20 protein-coding genes and 2 tRNA genes are annotated in these 18,015 nt (G+C 51.1%); 16 read left to right on the plus strand and 6 right to left on the minus strand.

What is annotated here, in order from left to right:
- From Q0L39_RS06235 to Q0L39_RS06260, 6 genes are all read left to right on the plus strand, one after another.
- On the plus strand, positions 1-905 hold a 905-nt coding region (locus Q0L39_RS06235), incomplete at its 5' end, for an AI-2E family transporter (protein WP_296627623.1).
- 21 nt (positions 906-926) lie between these two features.
- The gene (locus Q0L39_RS06240) at positions 927-1,166 is read left to right on the plus strand and encodes a permease of phosphate ABC transporter (protein WP_296627625.1); all 240 of its coding nucleotides are present in this window, start codon (positions 927-929) and stop codon (positions 1,164-1,166) included.
- A 247-nt stretch (positions 1,167-1,413) separates the two neighbouring features.
- Entirely contained in the window at positions 1,414-2,283 is an 870-nt protein-coding gene (locus Q0L39_RS06245; protein WP_296627626.1) for a YitT family protein, read from the plus strand.
- Between the two features lie 38 nt (positions 2,284-2,321).
- Positions 2,322-2,831, plus strand: coding sequence for a GNAT family N-acetyltransferase (locus tag Q0L39_RS06250; protein WP_296627628.1), 510 nt, complete (start codon positions 2,322-2,324; stop codon positions 2,829-2,831).
- A 180-nt stretch (positions 2,832-3,011) separates the two neighbouring features.
- Complete coding sequence (locus Q0L39_RS06255) at positions 3,012-3,308, plus strand: DUF2089 family protein (protein WP_296627629.1); 297 nt, start codon at positions 3,012-3,014, stop codon at positions 3,306-3,308.
- Between the two features lie 3 nt (positions 3,309-3,311).
- On the plus strand, positions 3,312-3,626 hold the full coding sequence (locus Q0L39_RS06260) for a hypothetical protein (protein WP_296627631.1): 315 nt from the start codon (positions 3,312-3,314) through the stop codon (positions 3,624-3,626).
- Between the two features lie 44 nt (positions 3,627-3,670).
- On the opposite strand, the gene Q0L39_RS06265 is transcribed toward Q0L39_RS06260, so the two are convergent.
- The 4 genes from Q0L39_RS06265 to Q0L39_RS06280 all read right to left on the minus strand — a co-directional run bounded on the left by Q0L39_RS06265 (position 3,671) and on the right by Q0L39_RS06280 (position 7,213).
- Positions 3,671-4,537, minus strand: a complete 867-nt coding sequence (locus Q0L39_RS06265) for a helix-turn-helix domain-containing protein (RefSeq protein ID WP_296627633.1) — start codon at positions 4,535-4,537, stop codon at positions 3,671-3,673.
- 89 nt (positions 4,538-4,626) lie between these two features.
- Positions 4,627-5,091, minus strand: coding sequence for a GNAT family N-acetyltransferase (locus Q0L39_RS06270; RefSeq protein ID WP_296627635.1), 465 nt, complete (start codon positions 5,089-5,091; stop codon positions 4,627-4,629).
- A gap of 65 nt (positions 5,092-5,156) precedes the next feature.
- Positions 5,157-5,483: a DUF6054 family protein gene (locus Q0L39_RS06275; protein WP_296627636.1), complete on the minus strand. Its 327-nt coding sequence runs from the start codon at positions 5,481-5,483 to the stop codon at positions 5,157-5,159.
- Between the two features lie 41 nt (positions 5,484-5,524).
- On the minus strand, positions 5,525-7,213 hold the full coding sequence (locus tag Q0L39_RS06280; RefSeq protein ID WP_296627637.1) for a M3 family oligoendopeptidase: 1,689 nt from the start codon (positions 7,211-7,213) through the stop codon (positions 5,525-5,527).
- 244 nt (positions 7,214-7,457) lie between these two features.
- Here Q0L39_RS06280 and Q0L39_RS06285 point away from each other — a divergent pair, with 244 nt between their 5' ends.
- From Q0L39_RS06285 to dcd, 4 genes are read left to right on the plus strand one after another with little or no spacing between them, the layout of a single operon-like run.
- Positions 7,458-8,879, plus strand: coding sequence for an MATE family efflux transporter (locus Q0L39_RS06285; protein WP_296627639.1), 1,422 nt, complete (start codon positions 7,458-7,460; stop codon positions 8,877-8,879).
- 27 nt (positions 8,880-8,906) lie between these two features.
- Positions 8,907-9,632 carry a lysophospholipid acyltransferase family protein gene (locus tag Q0L39_RS06290; protein ID WP_296627640.1) on the plus strand — a complete coding sequence of 242 codons (726 nt, stop codon included), beginning with the start codon at positions 8,907-8,909 and terminating at the stop codon, positions 9,630-9,632.
- 32 nt (positions 9,633-9,664) lie between these two features.
- The gene (gene yfcE / locus Q0L39_RS06295; RefSeq protein ID WP_296627642.1) at positions 9,665-10,216 is read left to right on the plus strand and encodes a phosphodiesterase; all 552 of its coding nucleotides are present in this window, start codon (positions 9,665-9,667) and stop codon (positions 10,214-10,216) included.
- 20 nt (positions 10,217-10,236) lie between these two features.
- Positions 10,237-10,761 carry a dCTP deaminase gene (gene dcd, locus Q0L39_RS06300; protein ID WP_296627644.1) on the plus strand — a complete coding sequence of 175 codons (525 nt, stop codon included), beginning with the start codon at positions 10,237-10,239 and terminating at the stop codon, positions 10,759-10,761.
- A gap of 145 nt (positions 10,762-10,906) precedes the next feature.
- Here the strand turns inward: dcd and pduL are convergent, their stop codons facing one another.
- On the minus strand, positions 10,907-11,485 hold the full coding sequence (gene pduL, locus Q0L39_RS06305) for a phosphate propanoyltransferase (protein ID WP_296627646.1): 579 nt from the start codon (positions 11,483-11,485) through the stop codon (positions 10,907-10,909).
- Positions 11,486-11,656: 171 nt separating this feature from the next.
- Between pduL and Q0L39_RS06310 the strand changes: the two genes are divergently transcribed.
- On the plus strand, positions 11,657-12,247 hold the full coding sequence (locus Q0L39_RS06310; protein ID WP_296627649.1) for a uracil-DNA glycosylase: 591 nt from the start codon (positions 11,657-11,659) through the stop codon (positions 12,245-12,247).
- A 58-nt stretch (positions 12,248-12,305) separates the two neighbouring features.
- Here the strand turns inward: Q0L39_RS06310 and Q0L39_RS06315 are convergent, their stop codons facing one another.
- Positions 12,306-13,115: a hypothetical protein gene (locus Q0L39_RS06315; protein WP_296627651.1), complete on the minus strand. Its 810-nt coding sequence runs from the start codon at positions 13,113-13,115 to the stop codon at positions 12,306-12,308.
- Positions 13,116-13,316: 201 nt separating this feature from the next.
- Between Q0L39_RS06315 and spoIID the strand changes: the two genes are divergently transcribed.
- The 5 genes from spoIID to Q0L39_RS06340 all read left to right on the plus strand — a co-directional run bounded on the left by spoIID (position 13,317) and on the right by Q0L39_RS06340 (position 17,813).
- Positions 13,317-14,330 (plus strand): stage II sporulation protein D, encoded by a 1,014-nt coding sequence (spoIID, locus tag Q0L39_RS06320; protein WP_296627653.1) that lies wholly within the window; start codon positions 13,317-13,319, stop codon positions 14,328-14,330.
- A gap of 262 nt (positions 14,331-14,592) precedes the next feature.
- On the plus strand, positions 14,593-14,973 hold the full coding sequence (locus Q0L39_RS06325; protein WP_296627655.1) for a metalloregulator ArsR/SmtB family transcription factor: 381 nt from the start codon (positions 14,593-14,595) through the stop codon (positions 14,971-14,973).
- 27 nt (positions 14,974-15,000) lie between these two features.
- On the plus strand, positions 15,001-17,436 hold the full coding sequence (locus Q0L39_RS06330) for a heavy metal translocating P-type ATPase (protein WP_296627657.1): 2,436 nt from the start codon (positions 15,001-15,003) through the stop codon (positions 17,434-17,436).
- Positions 17,437-17,539: 103 nt separating this feature from the next.
- Positions 17,540-17,626, plus strand: a tRNA-Ser gene (locus Q0L39_RS06335).
- A 93-nt stretch (positions 17,627-17,719) separates the two neighbouring features.
- Positions 17,720-17,813: transfer RNA gene (locus Q0L39_RS06340), tRNA-Ser, on the plus strand.
- The last annotated feature ends 202 nt before the right edge of the window (positions 17,814-18,015 follow it).

Raw genomic sequence — 18,015 nt, forward strand, 5'->3', positions numbered from 1 at the left:
GCGTCATTTTTTTGGGTATGTTTCTGATTGTACCGGAGATTGCAGACAGCTTTTCGACCATTGCGGTCAGCATCAAACAATTTCCGGAGCAGGTGCATCGCTGGAGCCTGCAGCTGATGGACTATATGCCGCAGATTGCAGTGTGGCTGGAACAGCTGGATCAAAATATGGACATCGACTGGCAGAAAACAATCATGGAAGCGATCAGCTTTTTGCAGAATGGAGCAGGCAATGTGCTCAGCACCACCTTCAACGTGGCAGCTTCTATTTTCAGCGGTATTGTCACCGGATTTCTGGCGATCGTCTTTTCGTTCTATCTGCTGCTCAACAAGGAAAAGCTGGGCGGTCAGATCAAGCAGATTCTGTATGCCTATATGAAGGACGAGCACGCGGATTATATTGTTCGTGTCGGCCGGATGGCGAACAAAACCTTTTCCAGCTTTTTGTCGGGTCAGTGCATCGAGGCAGTCATCCTGGGATCGCTGTTCTTTGTTGCCATGACCATCTTCCGTTTCCCTTATGCACTGATGATCAGCGTACTGATCGCCTTTACCGCACTGATTCCGGTGTTTGGCGCATTTATCGGATGTATTGTCGGAGCATTTTTGATTTTGCTGCTCAACCCGATTCAGGCAATCTGGTTTGTTGTCCTGTTTCTGGTGCTCCAGCAGTTTGAAGGAAATGTTATCTATCCAAAGGTGGTCGGCGGTTCGGTCGGTTTGCCGGCGATGTGGGTGCTGGTTGCGGTCACACTGGGTGGAAGCACGATGGGTGTTGTGGGAATGCTTGTCAACATTCCGCTGTTCTCGGTGCTGTACAGCCTGTTCCGTGAGGCTGTCAAAAATAGATTGAAACAGAAACAGGTTCCAATCGAAAAATATCGGGAAAAACCACAGACAAAATGATCGAGTGAAAGAAGGAGTTATATGAATCATCTGTTTTCGATTGCAAATGAGTATTTGCAGCAATCCGACTGGAAGGATTTGGCGATGATCAAGTTCTGTTTGTTTGCAGTAGGAGTGGTCATCGGACTGTTTGTTCCAACCAAAGCAAAAAAAGCAGCCTTGATGACAGCGGTCTGTGTCTTTGTAGTTACCTATCTTCCTCTGATGACCAAACTTTTCAGAATCATCAGTGGAAAACATCCTCATTATTATGAGGGATAGGTGAAAAGCATCCAATTCAATCGTGTACGATTGTAAATAAGATGAACAAAAAGTTTCCCATTTACAAGCCTTTTTTTGTGTGATACTATGTACTTATACAGAAAAAGGCTTGTTTTTTGCCTGCGCCCAGCAAAAGAACAAGCAGAAACGGAGGAATGGCAGAATTGATAAAATGATAAAGAGAATACTTGTCGAAGGAAAAAGATAATATCGCCCAAAGATTTCTAAAAACGGGAGGAATGAAACCATGGACAAAACAAATACAGTTGCAGACAAAGGTGCCCTGGTGAAGGAATATGCCATCATCACAGCGGGTATCTTTCTGACAGCAGCAGCTGTATACTTTTTTATGATGCCTGCCAATATCGTTCTGGGAAGCATCACTGGTCTGGCCATTGTACTGGTCAACTTTATTCCGGTACAGGTATCGGTCATGACCTTTATTTTGAACGTATTCTGCCTGGTGATCGGCTTTCTGCTGGTAGGAAAGGAGTTTGGAGCAAAGACGGTTTATACCTCGATCCTTCTTCCAGTTTTCTTGTATGTGCTGGAGCTCTTGTTCCCAAACAACAGTTCGCTGACCAATGACCTGCTGCTGGATACACTGTGCTGTATCATTTTGATCAGCATCGGTCAGACCTTGATGTTCAATGCCAATGCTTCGTCCGGCGGACTGGACATTGTGGCAAAGATCCTCAACAAATATTTCCACCTCGAACTTGGCAAAGGTATTGCGCTGGCAGGTATCCTGACCGTCGCAACAACCATTCTGGTTTATGACGCCAAAACACTGATCGTCGGAATTCTGGGAACCTATTTTAACGGTTTGGTGCTGGACGAATACATCAGTGGTTTTGCAAGAAGAAAGAGAGTTTGCTTCCTGTCCGAGAAATATCAGGAGATTGCAGAGTATATCATGCATGATATCAAGAGAGGCGTTACCCTCTACGAAGCAAAGGGTGGATATGACCAGAGCAAAAAGGTAGAGGTCCAGACCATCCTTACCCAGAATGAATACGGACAGTTGATAGATTACATTCACAAAACTGACCCAATGGCCTTTGTAACGGTCAGCACGGTCAGTGAAGTTGTGGGATATTGGAACAAAGCTCGATAAAAAGATGGACTGCCGATAATTTTGGAAGGAAAGGAAACATGATTGAACTTGTGTTGTACAACGACCGTTATCGCCGCAAAACCCTGCAGCGCATCGCAGCGTTCTGGGGATTCCACAGCGGCCTGGTCGGAATTGCAGAAGAAGAGAGTTTTGAAGAAGAGAACAGTTCCCTTGCCGGCGATCTGAAAAACTGGACTGCGGAGGATCACCGTCTGTTTGTGATCCTCAAGGATGGTGCAGATGTGGGTTTTGTCCACCTGCACCGGATCGGTCCAATCGTCATGCAGCTGGAGGACCTGTTTGTGGATGAGCCGATGCGTGGACAGGGCATTGCGACCCAGGCCATCGCACTGGCAGAACAGGAGGCACAAAAGGTAGAAGGCATCGAAGCGATGACCATTGAAGTGGTCACCCGCAACGAAGCTGCCCTGCACCTGTACCACAAACTGGGCTATGACACGATGAGTATGGTGTCCCTGAGAAAAGAATTCGGACAAAACCGGCGTGACCGGCAGGCTGAATTTTTAGGGCTGCGTTTTCGGATTTAGCCGGATGTGCAAAAATACCGCAAGTGCTGTCAAAGAGTTTTGTATCTGTATCAAAAACACAGGCGTCACAACTTGTGGCGCCTGTGTTTTTGATTTTGTTTTTAATAAAATTAAAGGTTGACTTTTATTTTATTAAAGTTTATAATAAAATCAAGCTCACAGGAGAGGAGAAATCAGAATATGCCGATAGAAGTAGTTCCTTCGTGGATGGAAAATCTGGAGGAAGAGGACGTTGTGTTTATCAAAAAATTTATTCTGGCATCCGGATCGCTCAAGCAGATTGCATCGCAGTATCAGGTGACCTATCCGACGGTTCGGCTGCGGCTGGACCGGCTGATTCAAAAGATTCAGCTTGGCGAAAATCGGGAGGAGGACCCGTACATCTCGCTCATCAAGCGGATGGCTGTCAATGACAAGCTGGATTTTGAAACGGCCAAAATTTTAATCAATGAATACAAAAAGACAAGGGAGGAATAGAGAATGGAGTTTGCTTCGAGGGTGACTTTTTTGCTGTTGTTTTTATGGGTAGCGCCGTTGATTCTGGAGGTGTTTCTGGCTAGAACCCGCTCGAAAATCCCAGGATTGATTCTGCCGTCGCTGAGCTTTCTGGTATCGCTGATCCAGGTGTTCAGCGTAGCGGCTTACGGAGGATTCTGGAATGTGCTGGGAACACTGCTGATCGCCTTGCTCTTTAGCAACATCATGACCATTTTGCTGCTGCTGATTTATGTAGTCTGCCGCCGCCGTCGCGGGAAAAAAGAGGAACTTGACAAAATGAGTATTCAGGATTTATAAAAAAGAATCCCCTTCAAGCCAAGCTTGAAGGGGATTCTTTTTTATCAGCAGCACCTTTTAAGCATGACGTGCAGAAATTCCGGCGATAAAAATGGGGCAAATTGGGCAAGTGCTTTGGCAGAAAGCGGCTGTGCAGCGGAGAAGTGTTCCACCATCTGCTGCAATAGAGGTTGTTCGACAAAGGGTGCGAGCAGGAAAAGCTCCTCCTGAGAGAAGGAAAACTGCCGCTGCGACAGGATATGATGGAGATAATCGCGCGCAACAAAGGGAGCGAGCTGGGCGACAGTTTCACCGGATTCCAAAACAGCAGGGCTTTGTTCCAATAGATGCTGCATCCGCTCTGGACCGATAAACGGCGCCAGCAGCAAGCAGGTGGTGCTACCGGCGTTTTCCATAGGGAGCTGATCGACAATTTCGAGCACTAGTTCAGTCGAGAGCATCGGCGCTATCATGGCAAAGTCGTCGAGCGAGGTGATGAGCGGGCGATGAGCGCGCACCAGAGCTTCTGCATCCTCCTGCGTCAAAAAGGGAATCAGCTGCAAAAGCTGGTCAAAGCTTTCAAAAAACATGCTCTCTCTGTTTTGGTGGATCATCTCGGAAAGATCCCGCGGCTTGATAGCCGGTTCCAGGTCGATCAGGTGCTGTGCAGGGATAGCGTTGTTTTGCTGGGGCTCCAGCAGCTGATGCACCGTTGGAAGATAGGGGTTGTCGCCGAGCAGCTGGTCGATGGAAATGCCCAGAATGCTGCACAGCTGTGGCAGACGGGAGATGTCCGGCATGGTGTTGCCGCGCTCCCAGCTGCTGACCGCCTGAAAGCTGACAGACATCTCCTCAGCAAGCTCCATCTGGGTCATGTTTTTCTGGCGGCGATGTTGGGCGATGATCTCACCGGTTTTTTGTGTATCAAACATAACATTTCCTCCTTAGCGTTTGTAGTGGTTGGTTCTGCCTTTATCATAAACCAAGCGAGAAACCAACGACAGCAACCGTTGCTTGAGTTTTATTCAAGCGGTGATGGAACGCAAAGCCGCATGACATCCTCGCCGCCAGTATCTTTTTCTCCGATGTAAGCAAACCCAAAGGATTGATAGAGATGTTCCGCTGCATCATTTCCGGCAAACAGGCTCAGATAGATTTCAGGATAATGGTATTCTTCCCACAGCCTTTGAATCAGGATGCGCAGTGCAGCTTTGCCGTATCCTTTGCCCTGAAACGAATCGCCGATCAGAAGGCGATCCAGCCATACCCTGCCGTTGGGAGGATAGTCCATAAATAATCCGTACATGGCAAATCCAACCAGAGTGTCCTGGTCATAAATACCCACTGGACGCCAGACAGAAAGCTTGTCAGCTTCTGCCAGACATTGGGCAGTGCTCTCGATAAAATGTTCCTGTCCGCGCTTGACGCGGAGAGAGAGAATCTCCTCTCGGTTTTGATTGGTGACAGGACGGATATGCAGATACAAGCGATGACCTCCTTGCGAAAAGCGGCAGCTACGAAAAGGTAGCTGCCGCTTTTGTTGTTATGATGTTATAAAATCTCCCGCAGTTTGTCCAGAAAGGCTTCTTCGCCAAAGGTGTTGACCTTGAAGAACAGCGCCTGACTGCCGCCGGCGGTAATGGCAGTCAGATGGATGGGCCCGTTACCAACCTGAAACAGGGTGACGTTCATACTCACACGGTTGCCGCCCATATAGCTGTATCGCTCAAAGACACGAACACTGCATCGAGCACCGCCCTCATAAAAGTCGCTGCTGTCCTCCAGCGAGGCGGAAACACTTCCGTTGATGATTCCGTCCTCAATTTGGCTCAACAGCTGGTTGAAGTTTCCATAGATCGTTTGTTCCAGTTTGGCCATTGCGGTCCCTCCTTTGTAATGGGAATCAAGCTGTCAACAGATTAGAGTTGATGGGTTTCCAGCCAGCGTTTGATGTCGGCGACGGTGGATTTCAGGCTGCCGTCCTCGATTGGACACTGTAAGCCGGAATCCTTGACGATGTCTACGAAGGTCTTGGTGCCGCCCATCTTGACGAAGGACAGATATTTGTCCCAGGCAGCTTTGTGGTCGTGCATTGACAGGCTCCAGAATTGCAGAGAAATCATCTGTGCCAGGCTGTAATCAATGTAGTAGAACGGGCACTCGTAGATGTGCAGCTGTCTCTGCCAGCCGGCGCCGCGGTTGTAGAAGTTGACCTCGCTGTTGTCCAGGTGTGGACGGTAGAGTTTTTCCAGACGGTTCCACTCCTCGTTGCGCTGAGCAGGCGTCCACTCTGGATGACGGTAGACGCTCTCCTGGAAGTGGTCGACCTGGCAGCCGTAAGGAACAAAGGTCATGGCGCTCTCTGCGTGGAACAACTCGTATTTGTCGGTGTCCTCTTTAAAGAAGAGGTGGTGCCATGGTGCGGTCAAAAATTCCATCGACATCGAGTGGCTTTCGCAGACCTCCATGGTCGGCTGACGCTGCTCGATGTATTTGATGCACTTGTCTGCCATGTAGTCGGCAAAGGCGTGTCCTGCCTCGTGGGTCAGCACATCGACGTCGCCGGCGGTGCCGTTCCAGTTTGCAAAGATAAACGGAACATGGTATTTTGGCAGGCTGGTGCAGTAGCCGCCCATCGCCTTGCCCTCCTTGGAGAGGACGTCAAACAGGTCGTAGTCAAACATGACCTTGATGAATTCGGCGGTTTCCGGCGACATTTCGGTGTACATCCGGCGTCCGGCTTCCATCAGTTCCTCTGGAGTGCCATGCGGCAGAGGGTTGCCGTCTGCAAAGAAGTAGGTGTTATCATAAACCTGAAGATGGTCTACACCGATGCGCTTTGCCTGGGTGCGTTTGATTTCGTTGTTGACCGGAACGATGTCCTCGACCACCTGGCGGCGGAAGTTGGCGATATCCTCCGGTGCATAGCAGTTGCGTCCGCGCAGCAGGAATGCCATCTCCACATAGCTTGGCAGGCCCAGCTTGTGCGCCTGCTCGGTGCGGTTTTTGACCAGCTTGTCGTAGATTTCGTCGCACTCAGCCTGATGGTCATCAAAGAATTTTCCGTAAGCCTGAGTAGCGGCTTTTCTGACCTCGCGGTCTGGGCTCTGCTGATACGGGCCTAACTGGGAGAGGTTGCAGATTTTGCCGTTAAACTCAATCTTTGCGGAAGCACACAGTTTCTGGTACTGCTGAATCAGCTGGTTTTCTTCCTGAATCAGCGGAATCAGCTCAGGAGAAAAGCTCTTGAGCGAGATTTCAATATTTTTAAACATCAGCGAGCCGAATTCTTTTTCCAGCTCAGGACGGAATTTGGAGTGGTACAGCGCCTTTTCAAACTCCTGCAATTTTTCGTGAACCAGCGGAGACATCTGTTCGTTGTATTCCTGCTCATCGCTGTAGAACTTGTCGCGGGTATCGACGGTGTAGCGGATGGTGCAGATGGTCGAAGCGGTGGACAGCTCCATCGACAGCTCTTCAAGCTGCTTATAGATGTCAATCTGCTGCTGTGCGCTGGTTGCAGCGTTCAGCTGTGCGGTCAGGTCGGAGATTTTTTCCATCACCGCCGGATAATCGGGGCGCTGGTAAGGAAAATCGGCAAATTTCATATGAGTCACTCCATTTCTGAATGTATTTATGAAAGAGATAGGGTCGGCAGAGAATCACTGCCGGCAAGGATATTCTACCATGACATTTATCAATTTTCAACTAAAACAGGTGGGGAATGGGGAAAAAGGCTGACAGTTTTGCGCAAGGCAGATTTTATAGACAAAACACCGCTGCAAATTCTTTACAATGGGGAAGGATTTATTGTACAATACAGGAAGTAAAAGCTAGGAAAGAGGGATGAAGATGGGAGAACAGGCGATTCTCAAAAAGAAATCGAAATTTGACAAACGATTGATTGCTGTCATCATGCCGCTGGCGTGGCCGACCATATTGGAACAGGCGCTGCAGACGGTGGTGCAGTTTATCGACTCGGCGATGGTCGGAAGGCTGAGCGCCAACGCTTCGGCGGCGGTCGGATTGACGCAGACGGTCACCTGGCTGCTCAACGGATTGTTTTTTGCGGCGGGCGTCGGTTTTCTGGCGGTGATTTCCCGCGCCATCGGTGCTGAGGACCGCGACCGTGCACAGCAGGCAGCAGGTCAGGCGGTGCTGGCTGCCGTTGTCATGGGTCTGGTCATCGGTGTTGTCGGTGTGTCACTGAGCTTTGTGCTTCCCACCTGGCTGGGATGTGCGCCGGAAATCCGTGCAGATGCCACCGCTTATTTTCTGATTATCAACCTCCCGATGCTGTTTCGAGCGGCGATCATCCTGTTTGGTGCGGTGCTTCGCGCCACCGGTGATATGCGTCATCCGATGCTGGTCAATGCTTTGATGAACGCCATCAATGTGGTGCTCAACTTTTTCCTGATTTATCCGAGCCGGACGATGAATGTGTTTGGATTGGAAATTCCGATCTGGGGAGCCGGCATGGGCGTCGCCGGTGCAGCGACAGCAACGGCACTTTCCTATGTCATCGGTGGCGTGCTGATGACGGGTCTGCTGATTAAAAGCGACCGCGGTGTTTCTCCAAAGAGGGAGCATCTGCGTCCCAATCGGGAGATTTTAAAGCGCTGTCTGCAAATCAGTCTTCCCAACGCAGGAGAGCGAACGGTCGTCTGTCTGGGCAGCACCGTCTTTACAGCGATGGTTGCAAGCCTTGGCACCGTGTCGCTGGCAGCGCACTCGATTGCGATTACCGCCGAGAGCGCCTTCTATGTTCCTGGATACGGATTTCAGGCGGCAGCAACCACGCTGGCAGGATTGACCCTCGGTGAAGGAGATCGGGATAAACTGGACCGCATGAGCGAAACGCTTCTGCGAATCACCGTTTTTTGTATGTTTATCTCGGGACTGCTGTTGTTTCTCTTCCCGAGTGCACTGATGTCCTTTTTCACCAAGGACCCGCAGGTTATCGCACAGGGCGCAGTGGCGCTGCGTATCGTTTCGGTCAGCGAACCATTTTTTGCAGTGACGTTGTCGCTGGAGGGTGTGTTCAATGGTGTGGGCGACACCAAGATGCCGTTTGTCATCTCGCTGTGCAGCATGTGGGGTGTGCGTATCCTGTTCACCTTCCTCTGTGTAAAGGTGTGGGGCATGGGACTAACGGCAGTTTGGATGTGTATGATCGCCGACGTCATCACCCGTTCGCTGTGTATGTATACCAGATACCGCCGCGGACGCTGGCAGGATGGATTGTTTGACCATTCCCAGGCGGCGCATCAATAAAAAAGAGCAAGGAAAGGAAGCATTGTGATGAGAACAATCATCTGGTTTATTTATTTCTGGCTGTATCTGCTGGTCAGTCTGCCGCGCTACTACCATGTTAAGCGGCTGGAACAACGGGGACAGCGGGAGGAACACGACCGTCTGGTCCGCCACTATGTCGGCGACTGGGCATCCCGTCTGCTGCGTCTGGCAGGAGCAAAGGTTGAAACCACCGGACGTGAAAACATTCCACAGGGACCGGTGGTATTTGTTGGAAACCATCAGGGCTACTTTGATATTCCGCTGATGATCACCCAGATGGATAAACCAAATCCGCTGGTCGCCAAAAAGGAAATCCAGAAAATTCCGATGATCCGCTCCTGGATGGAGGAGCTGCGCTGTGTCTTTATCGACCGACAGGATGCACGACAGTCGATGGATTGCCTGAAACGGGCGCAGGAGCTGCTCAAAGAGGGATATTCAGTGGTGATCTTCCCAGAGGGCACCAGAAACAATGGCAAGGAACTGCTGGAATTTAAAGCCGGCGCCATCCGTATGGCGACCCGTGCAGGCGTGCCGATTGTACCGGTATGTATCGACGGAAGCTGCAACCTGATGGGAAAAGGCAGCCTGTGGATTCATCCGGCGAAGGTGAAGATTCACATTCTGCCGCCGGTTTCTACCGAACAAATGAGCCGCGAGGAGATTCGCGCTCTGCCGGAACATCTGCGTGAACAGATCGCGCAGGAGATTCAAAAAATGCGCATGGAATAAAAAGTAATTTAAAATAACAGGAGGACGACAAGATGAAATGGATGATTGCATCGGACCTGCACGGTTCGGCATACTGGTGTGAAAAGATGATTGAGCGCTACCGCGAGGAAGGCGCAGGCAAACTGCTGCTGTTGGGAGACATCCTCTACCACGGTCCGCGCAACGATCTGCCACAGGAATATGCACCGAAAAAGGTGATCGAGATGCTCAACAACATGAAGGAGGAGCTGCTGTGCATCCGCGGCAACTGCGACTGTGAGGTTGACCAGATGGTGCTGCAGTTCCCGATTCTGGCAGACTATGCTGCCTTCTGGCTGGGCGATCTGATGGTCTGGGCGACCCACGGTCATGTTTATAACACTTCCAACTGCCCAAAGATGAAAAAAGGCGATATCCTGCTGCATGGACACACCCATGTTCCGGCGGCGGAGCAGTTCGGCGATGGATATTACTACATCAATCCAGGTTCGCTGTCCATTCCAAAGGAGAACAGCCAGCACAGCTATCTGATGCTGGAGGGACGCACCTTCACCTGGAAGAATGTGGAAACCGGTGAGACTATCCGCTCCTTTACCGTCGAATAATCAGGAAGGAATCGACAGGAATGATTTTATCAGGCAAAGAGATCGAACGAAACATCGGCGGGAAAATTATCATCGAACCGTATGAACCATCCCGCCTGAATCCTAACAGCTACAATCTGACGCTGCACAACGAGCTGCTGGTCTATGAAAACGACACGCTGGACATGAAAAAGCTCAATCCCACCCGCCGGCTGACCATCCCTGAGGAGGGTCTGGTGCTGGAGCCAAACCGTCTGTATCTGGGACGAACCAACGAGTTTACCAAGACCGACGGCTTTGTACCGATGCTGGAGGGACGCTCCTCCACCGGAAGACTGGGACTGTTTATCCATGTGACGGCAGGCTTTGGCGATGTCGGCTTTGCGGGCTACTGGACGCTGGAAATCTTCTGCATCCAGCCCATTCGCATCTATCCAAATGCCGAGATCTGTCAGATCTACTACCACAGCATCGAGGGCGACTACGAGCCGTACCATTCCGGCAAATATCAGAACAACACCGATATTCAGCCGAGTTTGATGTACCGCGACTTTGAAAAGAAGTAAGCAAAAAACAGCATTGGATTTTCCAATGCTGTTTTTTTATGAGGTTTGTAACAAGGAAATGGGAGCGAGAGGGTAAATAAAAAGGCGTACCGCTTTGGTACGGCACGCCTTTTTATGAAAGGAGCGATAAAATGATTTGTCGAAATTACTTTTTGATCAGTTCGCCAACGGTAGCAGTGGTGCAGCCAGCTGCATTGGACTCGTCGGTGTCAACGTGCATGGTAGCGTCGCAGCCTTCGCCGATACGAACTTCAACATCGTCGAAGATCAGGCTTCTGTCAGCAGAGGTGATCTTTACCATGATAACTTCGCCGTTAGCAACGTTTGCTTTTTCTGCCTCAGCAGCGCTGATGTGCAGGTGACGTTTTGCAACGATAACACCTTCGTTCAGCTCAACTTCACCAGCAGGGCCAACCAGTTTGCATGGAGCGCTGCCAGCCAGGTCGCCGGACAGACGAACAGGAGCGTTCAGACCGAGGCTTCTTGCATCGGTAGCGGAAAGCTCTACCTGAGATTTGGAGCGGAATGGGCCAAGGATGCTGACGTTAGCCTGAGATTTTTTCGGGCCAACAACAGTTACTTTCTCGTTGGAAGCAAACTGACCTTTGATGGACAGCTCTTTTTTAACAGTCAGCTGAGCGTCTGCACCAAACAGGGTTGCAAAGTCCTCAGCGGTCAGGTGTACGTGTCTTGCGGAAGTTTCTACTGGAAAAGTATAGCTCATTGTTATGATCCTCCTGTATTTTAGATAAGGTAAAAATGAATCACATATATATATTATGATAGTATGGAAAGGTATTTTTTTCAAGTATTGTTAAAGAAATAACAAAATTATTTTTTGCACCCGACCACACAATATGATATAATGACAAAAAAGTCAGAGGAGAGAAAATAGATGGAAAACAGGTATGAAGAATTAAAGACCCGCTGCCTTGGCTGCCAGAAATGTGGTCTTGCCTCGACCAGACACAATGTGGTGTTCGGCGTCGGCGTACCCAATGCAGAGGTTGTTTTTATCGGAGAAGGTCCTGGAGAAAACGAGGACCTGCAAGGAGAGCCGTTTGTCGGCAGAGGCGGTGCGCTGCTGGATAAGTATTTAGCAGCAGTGGACCTGGACCGCAATAAAAATATCTATATCACCAACATGGTCAAGTGCCGTCCGCCGCAGAATCGGGACCCGCGTCCTGAGGAGGTTGCCAGCTGTATCGGCTATCTGACAGAGCAGATGGAGCTGATCCGTCCCAAGATTATTGTCTGTCTGGGAAGGATTGCAGCGACTGCACTGATCGAAAAAGGATTTAAGGTAACCAAACAGCACGGCCAGTGGTTTGAGAAAAACGGCGTCTGGATGATGGGAACCTTCCATCCGGCGGCGCTGCTGCGCAATCCGAACAACAAACCGGATGCGTTTGAGGACATGCTGTCATTGCAGAGAAAGATCCGCGAGATCTGTGACCATACCTACGATGGCACCGAGCTTGGATAAAATGTAAAAAAACCGGCGGCTCCAATCAGCGATTGGAGCCGCCGGTTTTGATATGATACTAATCTTTATCGGTATACACATTGACCGAGAAGAACAGGCAGTACAAAGCCAGTACGAAGGCAAGAACTGCATCAAAGATCGGAAGCGTCATGGAAGAATGAGCAGCGATCTCACCGACGGTCATGGTCAGACCGAACAGCGCCGCACACAGTCCAAATCCGTTGACCCAGCGGATGCCCTTTTCAAAATCGACATCGCCGAGGATGCGGCTTTGTCCCGTCAGGAAGAGAGTGAAGGCCAGCAGACACAGCAGGAACAGCATCCGTTCCGGCATTCCGGCGATCTGCGGATAGTCGCGGAACAGTTCCACACAGCAGATCAACGACCAGGCGAGCGGGAACAGGAAGGCCTTGGATTCGCGGTTGGCGATATTTTCCTGAAAATAGCTAATTGCCAGCCGCAGGAAAACCAGTCCGCCTAAAACAGCGGTCAGGATGTGGAGTGCAGAAAGCAGCGCACCGGCAGGAAGCTGGAAGATGTATTGGCTGGCAAGAGTGGCGCGGACGCTGGCGATCAACTGCCAGAGGACAATAAAGCCGTTGAGCATCATCACAACGCCAAGCACGGCAGAAAGGATTGCCAGGATTTTGGAGTTGGTGATGGAGAAGGCAGGCTTTTTGTGCAAAAACAGCGCGGACAGCAAAATCAATACGGGTGCGATCAAAAGCGCTGCATAAAATACGGTGGTCAGTACATTTTCGGAGGCAAGAAATCCTGTCACAGGGTCCAGCGCAGTGACAGATAAAAAGCCATACAGCGGCAGACAGATGACTGCGCCGATGACAAAAAGAACTTTGGCTAAATTCAAGGCAGATACCCTCTTTTCATCGTCGATCTTGTGTGTTTATGCCGCGGATTTGGTACAAACACTCCGTTTATTTTAGCATATTTTTGAGGCTTTGTATAGTGTGGCCTCCACAGCAGAGATAAATTTATGCGGCAAGGTCTAGTCCTCTTTTCCATCGACATATAATGGACAACAGTACAGGGAAAGGAGCGTTTAAATATTATGAGGATGATCCTTGCACTGATTGTGATGATGGCGGCGTGTCTGGTCATTTTGCCCGCGTTGATGAGTGACCAGCCTTATCAGCCTTCCGAAATGGAGCAGCAACAGCAGATACAGCCCATCGAGCAGCCGCAGCAGCAGGCTCCCGACAGCAGCATGGCGGCCTCCTGGGAGCCGTTTTTGATTTTCAACCGCAGCACAGGGGAGATCGAAGAAATTCCGGTGGAGCAGTATGTCACCGGCGCACTGTGTGCCGAGATGCCGGCAGCTTTTCACAGCGAAGCACTCAAGGCACAGGCGGTCAGCGCGCACACCTGGGCGCTGTATTGTCAGCAGCAGACCGACAATAACGGACAGGCCTACGATTTTTCTGCCGATCCAGAAAACTGGCAGGGTTATGTCACCGAGGAGCAGGCCAGGGAGCGCTTCGGCGATTTCTTTGATGAGCACTGGGGCAAGGTCAGCGCCGCCGCTCAAGCCGTTTTAAAGGAAATTTTGGTGGATGAGCAGCAGCAGCCCATCGTCGCCGCCTACCACGCCATCAGCGCCGGTTGGACCGAGTCACCGGAAAATGTGTGGGGAACATCGCTGCCCTGTCTGGCGCCGGTGGACAGCAGTTGGGACATTCATGCCCAGGGATATGAGCAAACGCTGTCTTTCACCGCCGATGAGGTGCGGGAACAGCTGCAGCAGCTTCAGTCTCCGCCGACTCTGCCGGAGGACCCAGCCAGCTGGCTGCAGGTGATGGAGCGCTCCGGTTCCGGCTATGTCACCCTGATCAAGGTCGGAGATCTTCAGCTCACCGGTATCCAGCTGCGGGAGGCGCTGGGACTGCGCTCCTCCGATTTTGATTTTTCCTATCAGGACGGCAGCTTTACCTTTACCACGCTGGGATATGGACACGGTGTCGGCTTAAGTCAGTACGGAGCAGATTACCTTGCAAGACAGGGTCAAACCTATCAGGAGATTCTAGCTCATTACTATCCCGAAAGCAGCTTGATTGAGCGAACCTGAAACAGAGGGCGTCTGCCCTCTGTTTCAGGTTTTAACATTTTTTTCAGAAGAACGGGCAAATCCTATTGACAGTATCAGGACGAAGTGCTATGATATTATCACAAACATATGAACAGTTATTCATATGTTTGCGGAAGAAACAAAGACACAGATCCTGACAGGTGGTCCGGTTGATTTTTGAGAGCAAATAGGGTATGATATTGACAAACGTATGAATGATTGCTCATATATCTTACCTGCGGATACAGAAAGGAAAAGGACAATGTTAAATACTCTGAATCATCAAATGGAAACCGAAGAAATGGAAGAGTGTCAGGAGCGCCACCATCATCAGCTGGCCTATCTGAAAAACAAAATGCCGACCCAGCAGGAGATGGAAACCGTGGCGGAGCTGTTCAAGGTGTTTGGAGATCCTACCCGCCTGAAGCTTCTGGCAGCGCTGCTGGGACAGGAGATGTGTGTTTGTGATTTAAGCGACCTTTTGGGCATTTCCCAGTCGGCAGTTTCTCACCAGCTGCGCCTGCTTCGTGCAAGCCGCCTGGTCAAAAACCGCCGCGAAGGAAAGTCCGTTTTTTACTCGCTGGATGACGACCATGTAGCCACCATCCTGGCACAGGGAATGGAGCATGTTCGCCACCAGTAGGATTTTTTTCAGAGAGGGGATTGGGTGATGAGTAAGCAGACAACAAAGACCCATCAGGAGAAAAAAGAGAGCTGCGGCTGCGCGATGTGTCAGCTGGAATCGATCATCGGTGCTCAGACAGAAGAAAAGCACGAGCATCACGAAAACTGCGGTTGCGGACACGAACACCACAGCGAAAACTGTGGTTGCGGACATGAGCACCACGAAAGCTGCGGACATGAGCACCACGAAAACTGCGGCTGCGGACACGAGCACCACGAAAACTGCGGACACGAGCACCACGAAAACTGCGGCTGCGGACACGAGCACCACGAAAACTGCAGATGTGGACATGAGCACCACGAAAACTGTGGATGTGAACACCATCACCACGACGAGAATTGTGGCTGTGGACACGACCATCACCATCATGAACATAAACATGAGCATAAGGATGGGGAGAGCTGCGGCTGTGCGATGTGCCAGCTGGAATCGGTGATCGGCGGTCATGCAGGAGAAAAGCACGAACATCACCATGAAGGATGCAGCTGCGGCCATGACCATCATCATGAGCATAAGGACGGAGAGAGCTGCAGTTGTGCGATGTGCCAGCTGGAGAATCCTTCTGCTGCGGCAGAACCCGCAGAGAAAGAAGAAAAACCCTCTGTTCTCAAAACAGCAGGCAAGATCGTAGTGGCAGTTGCAGCGTTGTTGATTGGAGCTGTCCTCGAGGTACCTGCGGCGGTCAGCCTGGTAGTCAGCGTCCTTGCTGTCCTTGTCTGGGGCTGGGAGCTGCTCAACAAGGGCGTCCGCTCGATTGTGCGCAGAAGTCTGGATGAAAATGCGCTGATGATGATCGCAGTCATCGCAGCGCTGATCCTCGGCGAATATTTTGAAGCGGTCATGGTTGTGCTGCTCAACGCCATCGGCGAATGGATGGAGGAAAAGGCAGTACAGAAGAGCCGCCGCGACATCGCAGAGGTGGTCAATATCCGTCCGCAGAAGGCAAATCTGCTGGATGCACAGGGCAACGTGCGGGAAATCTATTCGGATCGGATTCAAATTGGCAATCTGCTGCTGGTCCGTGTCGGAGAGCGTGTGCCGGTGGACGGTGTGATTGAGGAAGGCGAAAGCTCGATGGACCAGTCCGCATTGACCGGCGAAGCGGTAGCGGTCGGTGTTCATGCCGGTGACCGCGTGTTGTCGGGTTCGGTCAACCTGTCGGGCGCCATCAAGGTGCGTGCGACAGCCGCTTTTGCAGATTCCACTGCCAGCCGAATGATCAAGCTGGTGGAAGAATCCTCCGCAAGAAAAGGTCAGACCGAGCGCATCATCACCCGCTTTGCAAAGGTGTATACACCGCTGGTTGTTCTGGCTGCGCTGATCGTTGCTTTTGTACCGCCGCTGCTGGGACTGGGAGAGCTGCGGGAATGGATCATGCGTTCGCTGGTATTTCTGGTTGCATCCTGCCCTTGTGCACTGATTATCTCGGTTCCGCTGGGACTGTATTCGGGCGTCGGCGCCATCTCCAAACAGGGCGTGCTGGTCAAGGGAACCAAGTTCCTGGAGCCGCTTGCCAAAGCAGATGTGGTTGTTCTGGATAAGACCGGCACTCTGACCACCGGTGAGCTGGAGGTATCGCAGGCACAGGCATTTGCCGAGCAGGATCAGGCGCTGTTTGAACAGCTGACCGCCATGGCAGAAAGTTACAGTGCGCATCCGATTGCACAGGCAATTCTGCGCGCGCTGCCGCAGCCGGAAGCAGGCGAAGTGTCCGACCTCAAAGAGATTGCCGGTAAGGGCGTCAGCATGATGTACGGCGGCAAGCAGCTGCTGTGCGGTTCCTCCCGACTGCTGGAGGAGGCAGGCATTGAGGTTGCCTCTCTGCCTAAGGCAAACGTATACACCGCTTACGACGGCAAGGTGCTGGGCAGTGTGATTCTGTCCGACCGTCCAAGACAGGAAGCGGCGCAGGCCGTGAAGGACTGGAAAGCGGCAGGCATCACCCAGACGCTAATGCTCACCGGCGACAGCGCGTTGTCTGCACAGCGCGTCAAGGAAAAGTGCGGAATCGACAACATGTATACCGACCTCTTGCCGCAGGATAAGCTGGAAAAACTTTCCCAGCTCAAACAGCAGGGCAAGAAGGTGCTGTTTGTCGGAGACGGCATCAACGATGCACCGGTACTGGCGGAAGCGGATGTCGGCATTGCAATGGGACTGGGCACCGATGCAGCCATCGAGGCAGCGGATGCGGTGCTGATGAGCGAAAAGCTCACCTCGCTGACCAACGCCATGACCATCAGCCGCCGTGCACTGCGGGTTGTCCACTTTAACATCTGGTTTATTCTGATCATCAAGCTGGTTGTATTTGCACTGGGAATTGCAGGCATGGCCAACATGTGGATGGCAGTGTTTGCCGATGTAGGTGTTTCCATCCTTGCGGTACTCAATGCAGTGCGTATTTTAAAGTTTAAGAAGTAGAATAGAAGGGTCTTTTTTGCGGCAGCAAAAAAGACCCTTTAAATTTTAAAAAAGTTCTTGACATTTTCTAGAAGCTGTGGTAAAATAATTTTCGTTGCTAGATGGAGAGGTGTCCGAGTGGTTTAAGGAGCTAGTCTTGAAAACTAGTGACTCGCAAGAGCCGTGGGTTCGAATCCCACCCTCTCCGCCAGAGAAAATCTCGGGCGGTAGAGAGTGAGACAGGAACAGCTTCTTCCGCTCTGAATATAAAAATTGAAGATAAGTGTAATCCGCTTACCAATCTGGAGAAGTACTCAAGTTGGTGACGAGGCGCCCCTGCTAAGGGCGTAGGCCGGTCTAAAACTGGCGCGAGGGTTCGAGTCCCTCCTTCTCCGCCAAAAAACAGCCCCGATTTTTCGGGGCTGTTTTTTTATTGAATCGGAGAAGAGGGACTCGATTGAGCCGACCGTAAAATCTTTAGATTTTACGGGAAAAACAGTCCGGTGGACTGTTTTTAGGTGAGGGGTAACGGAGTGAGTCCCTCCTTCTCCGCCAAAAAAGCACGATGCAAACGCATCGTGCTTTTTTTTGCGTAGAAGC

Source organism: uncultured Negativibacillus sp., assembly GCF_944388365.1.
In the GTDB taxonomy this organism is placed as follows: Bacteria; Bacillota; Clostridia; order Oscillospirales; family Ruminococcaceae; genus Negativibacillus.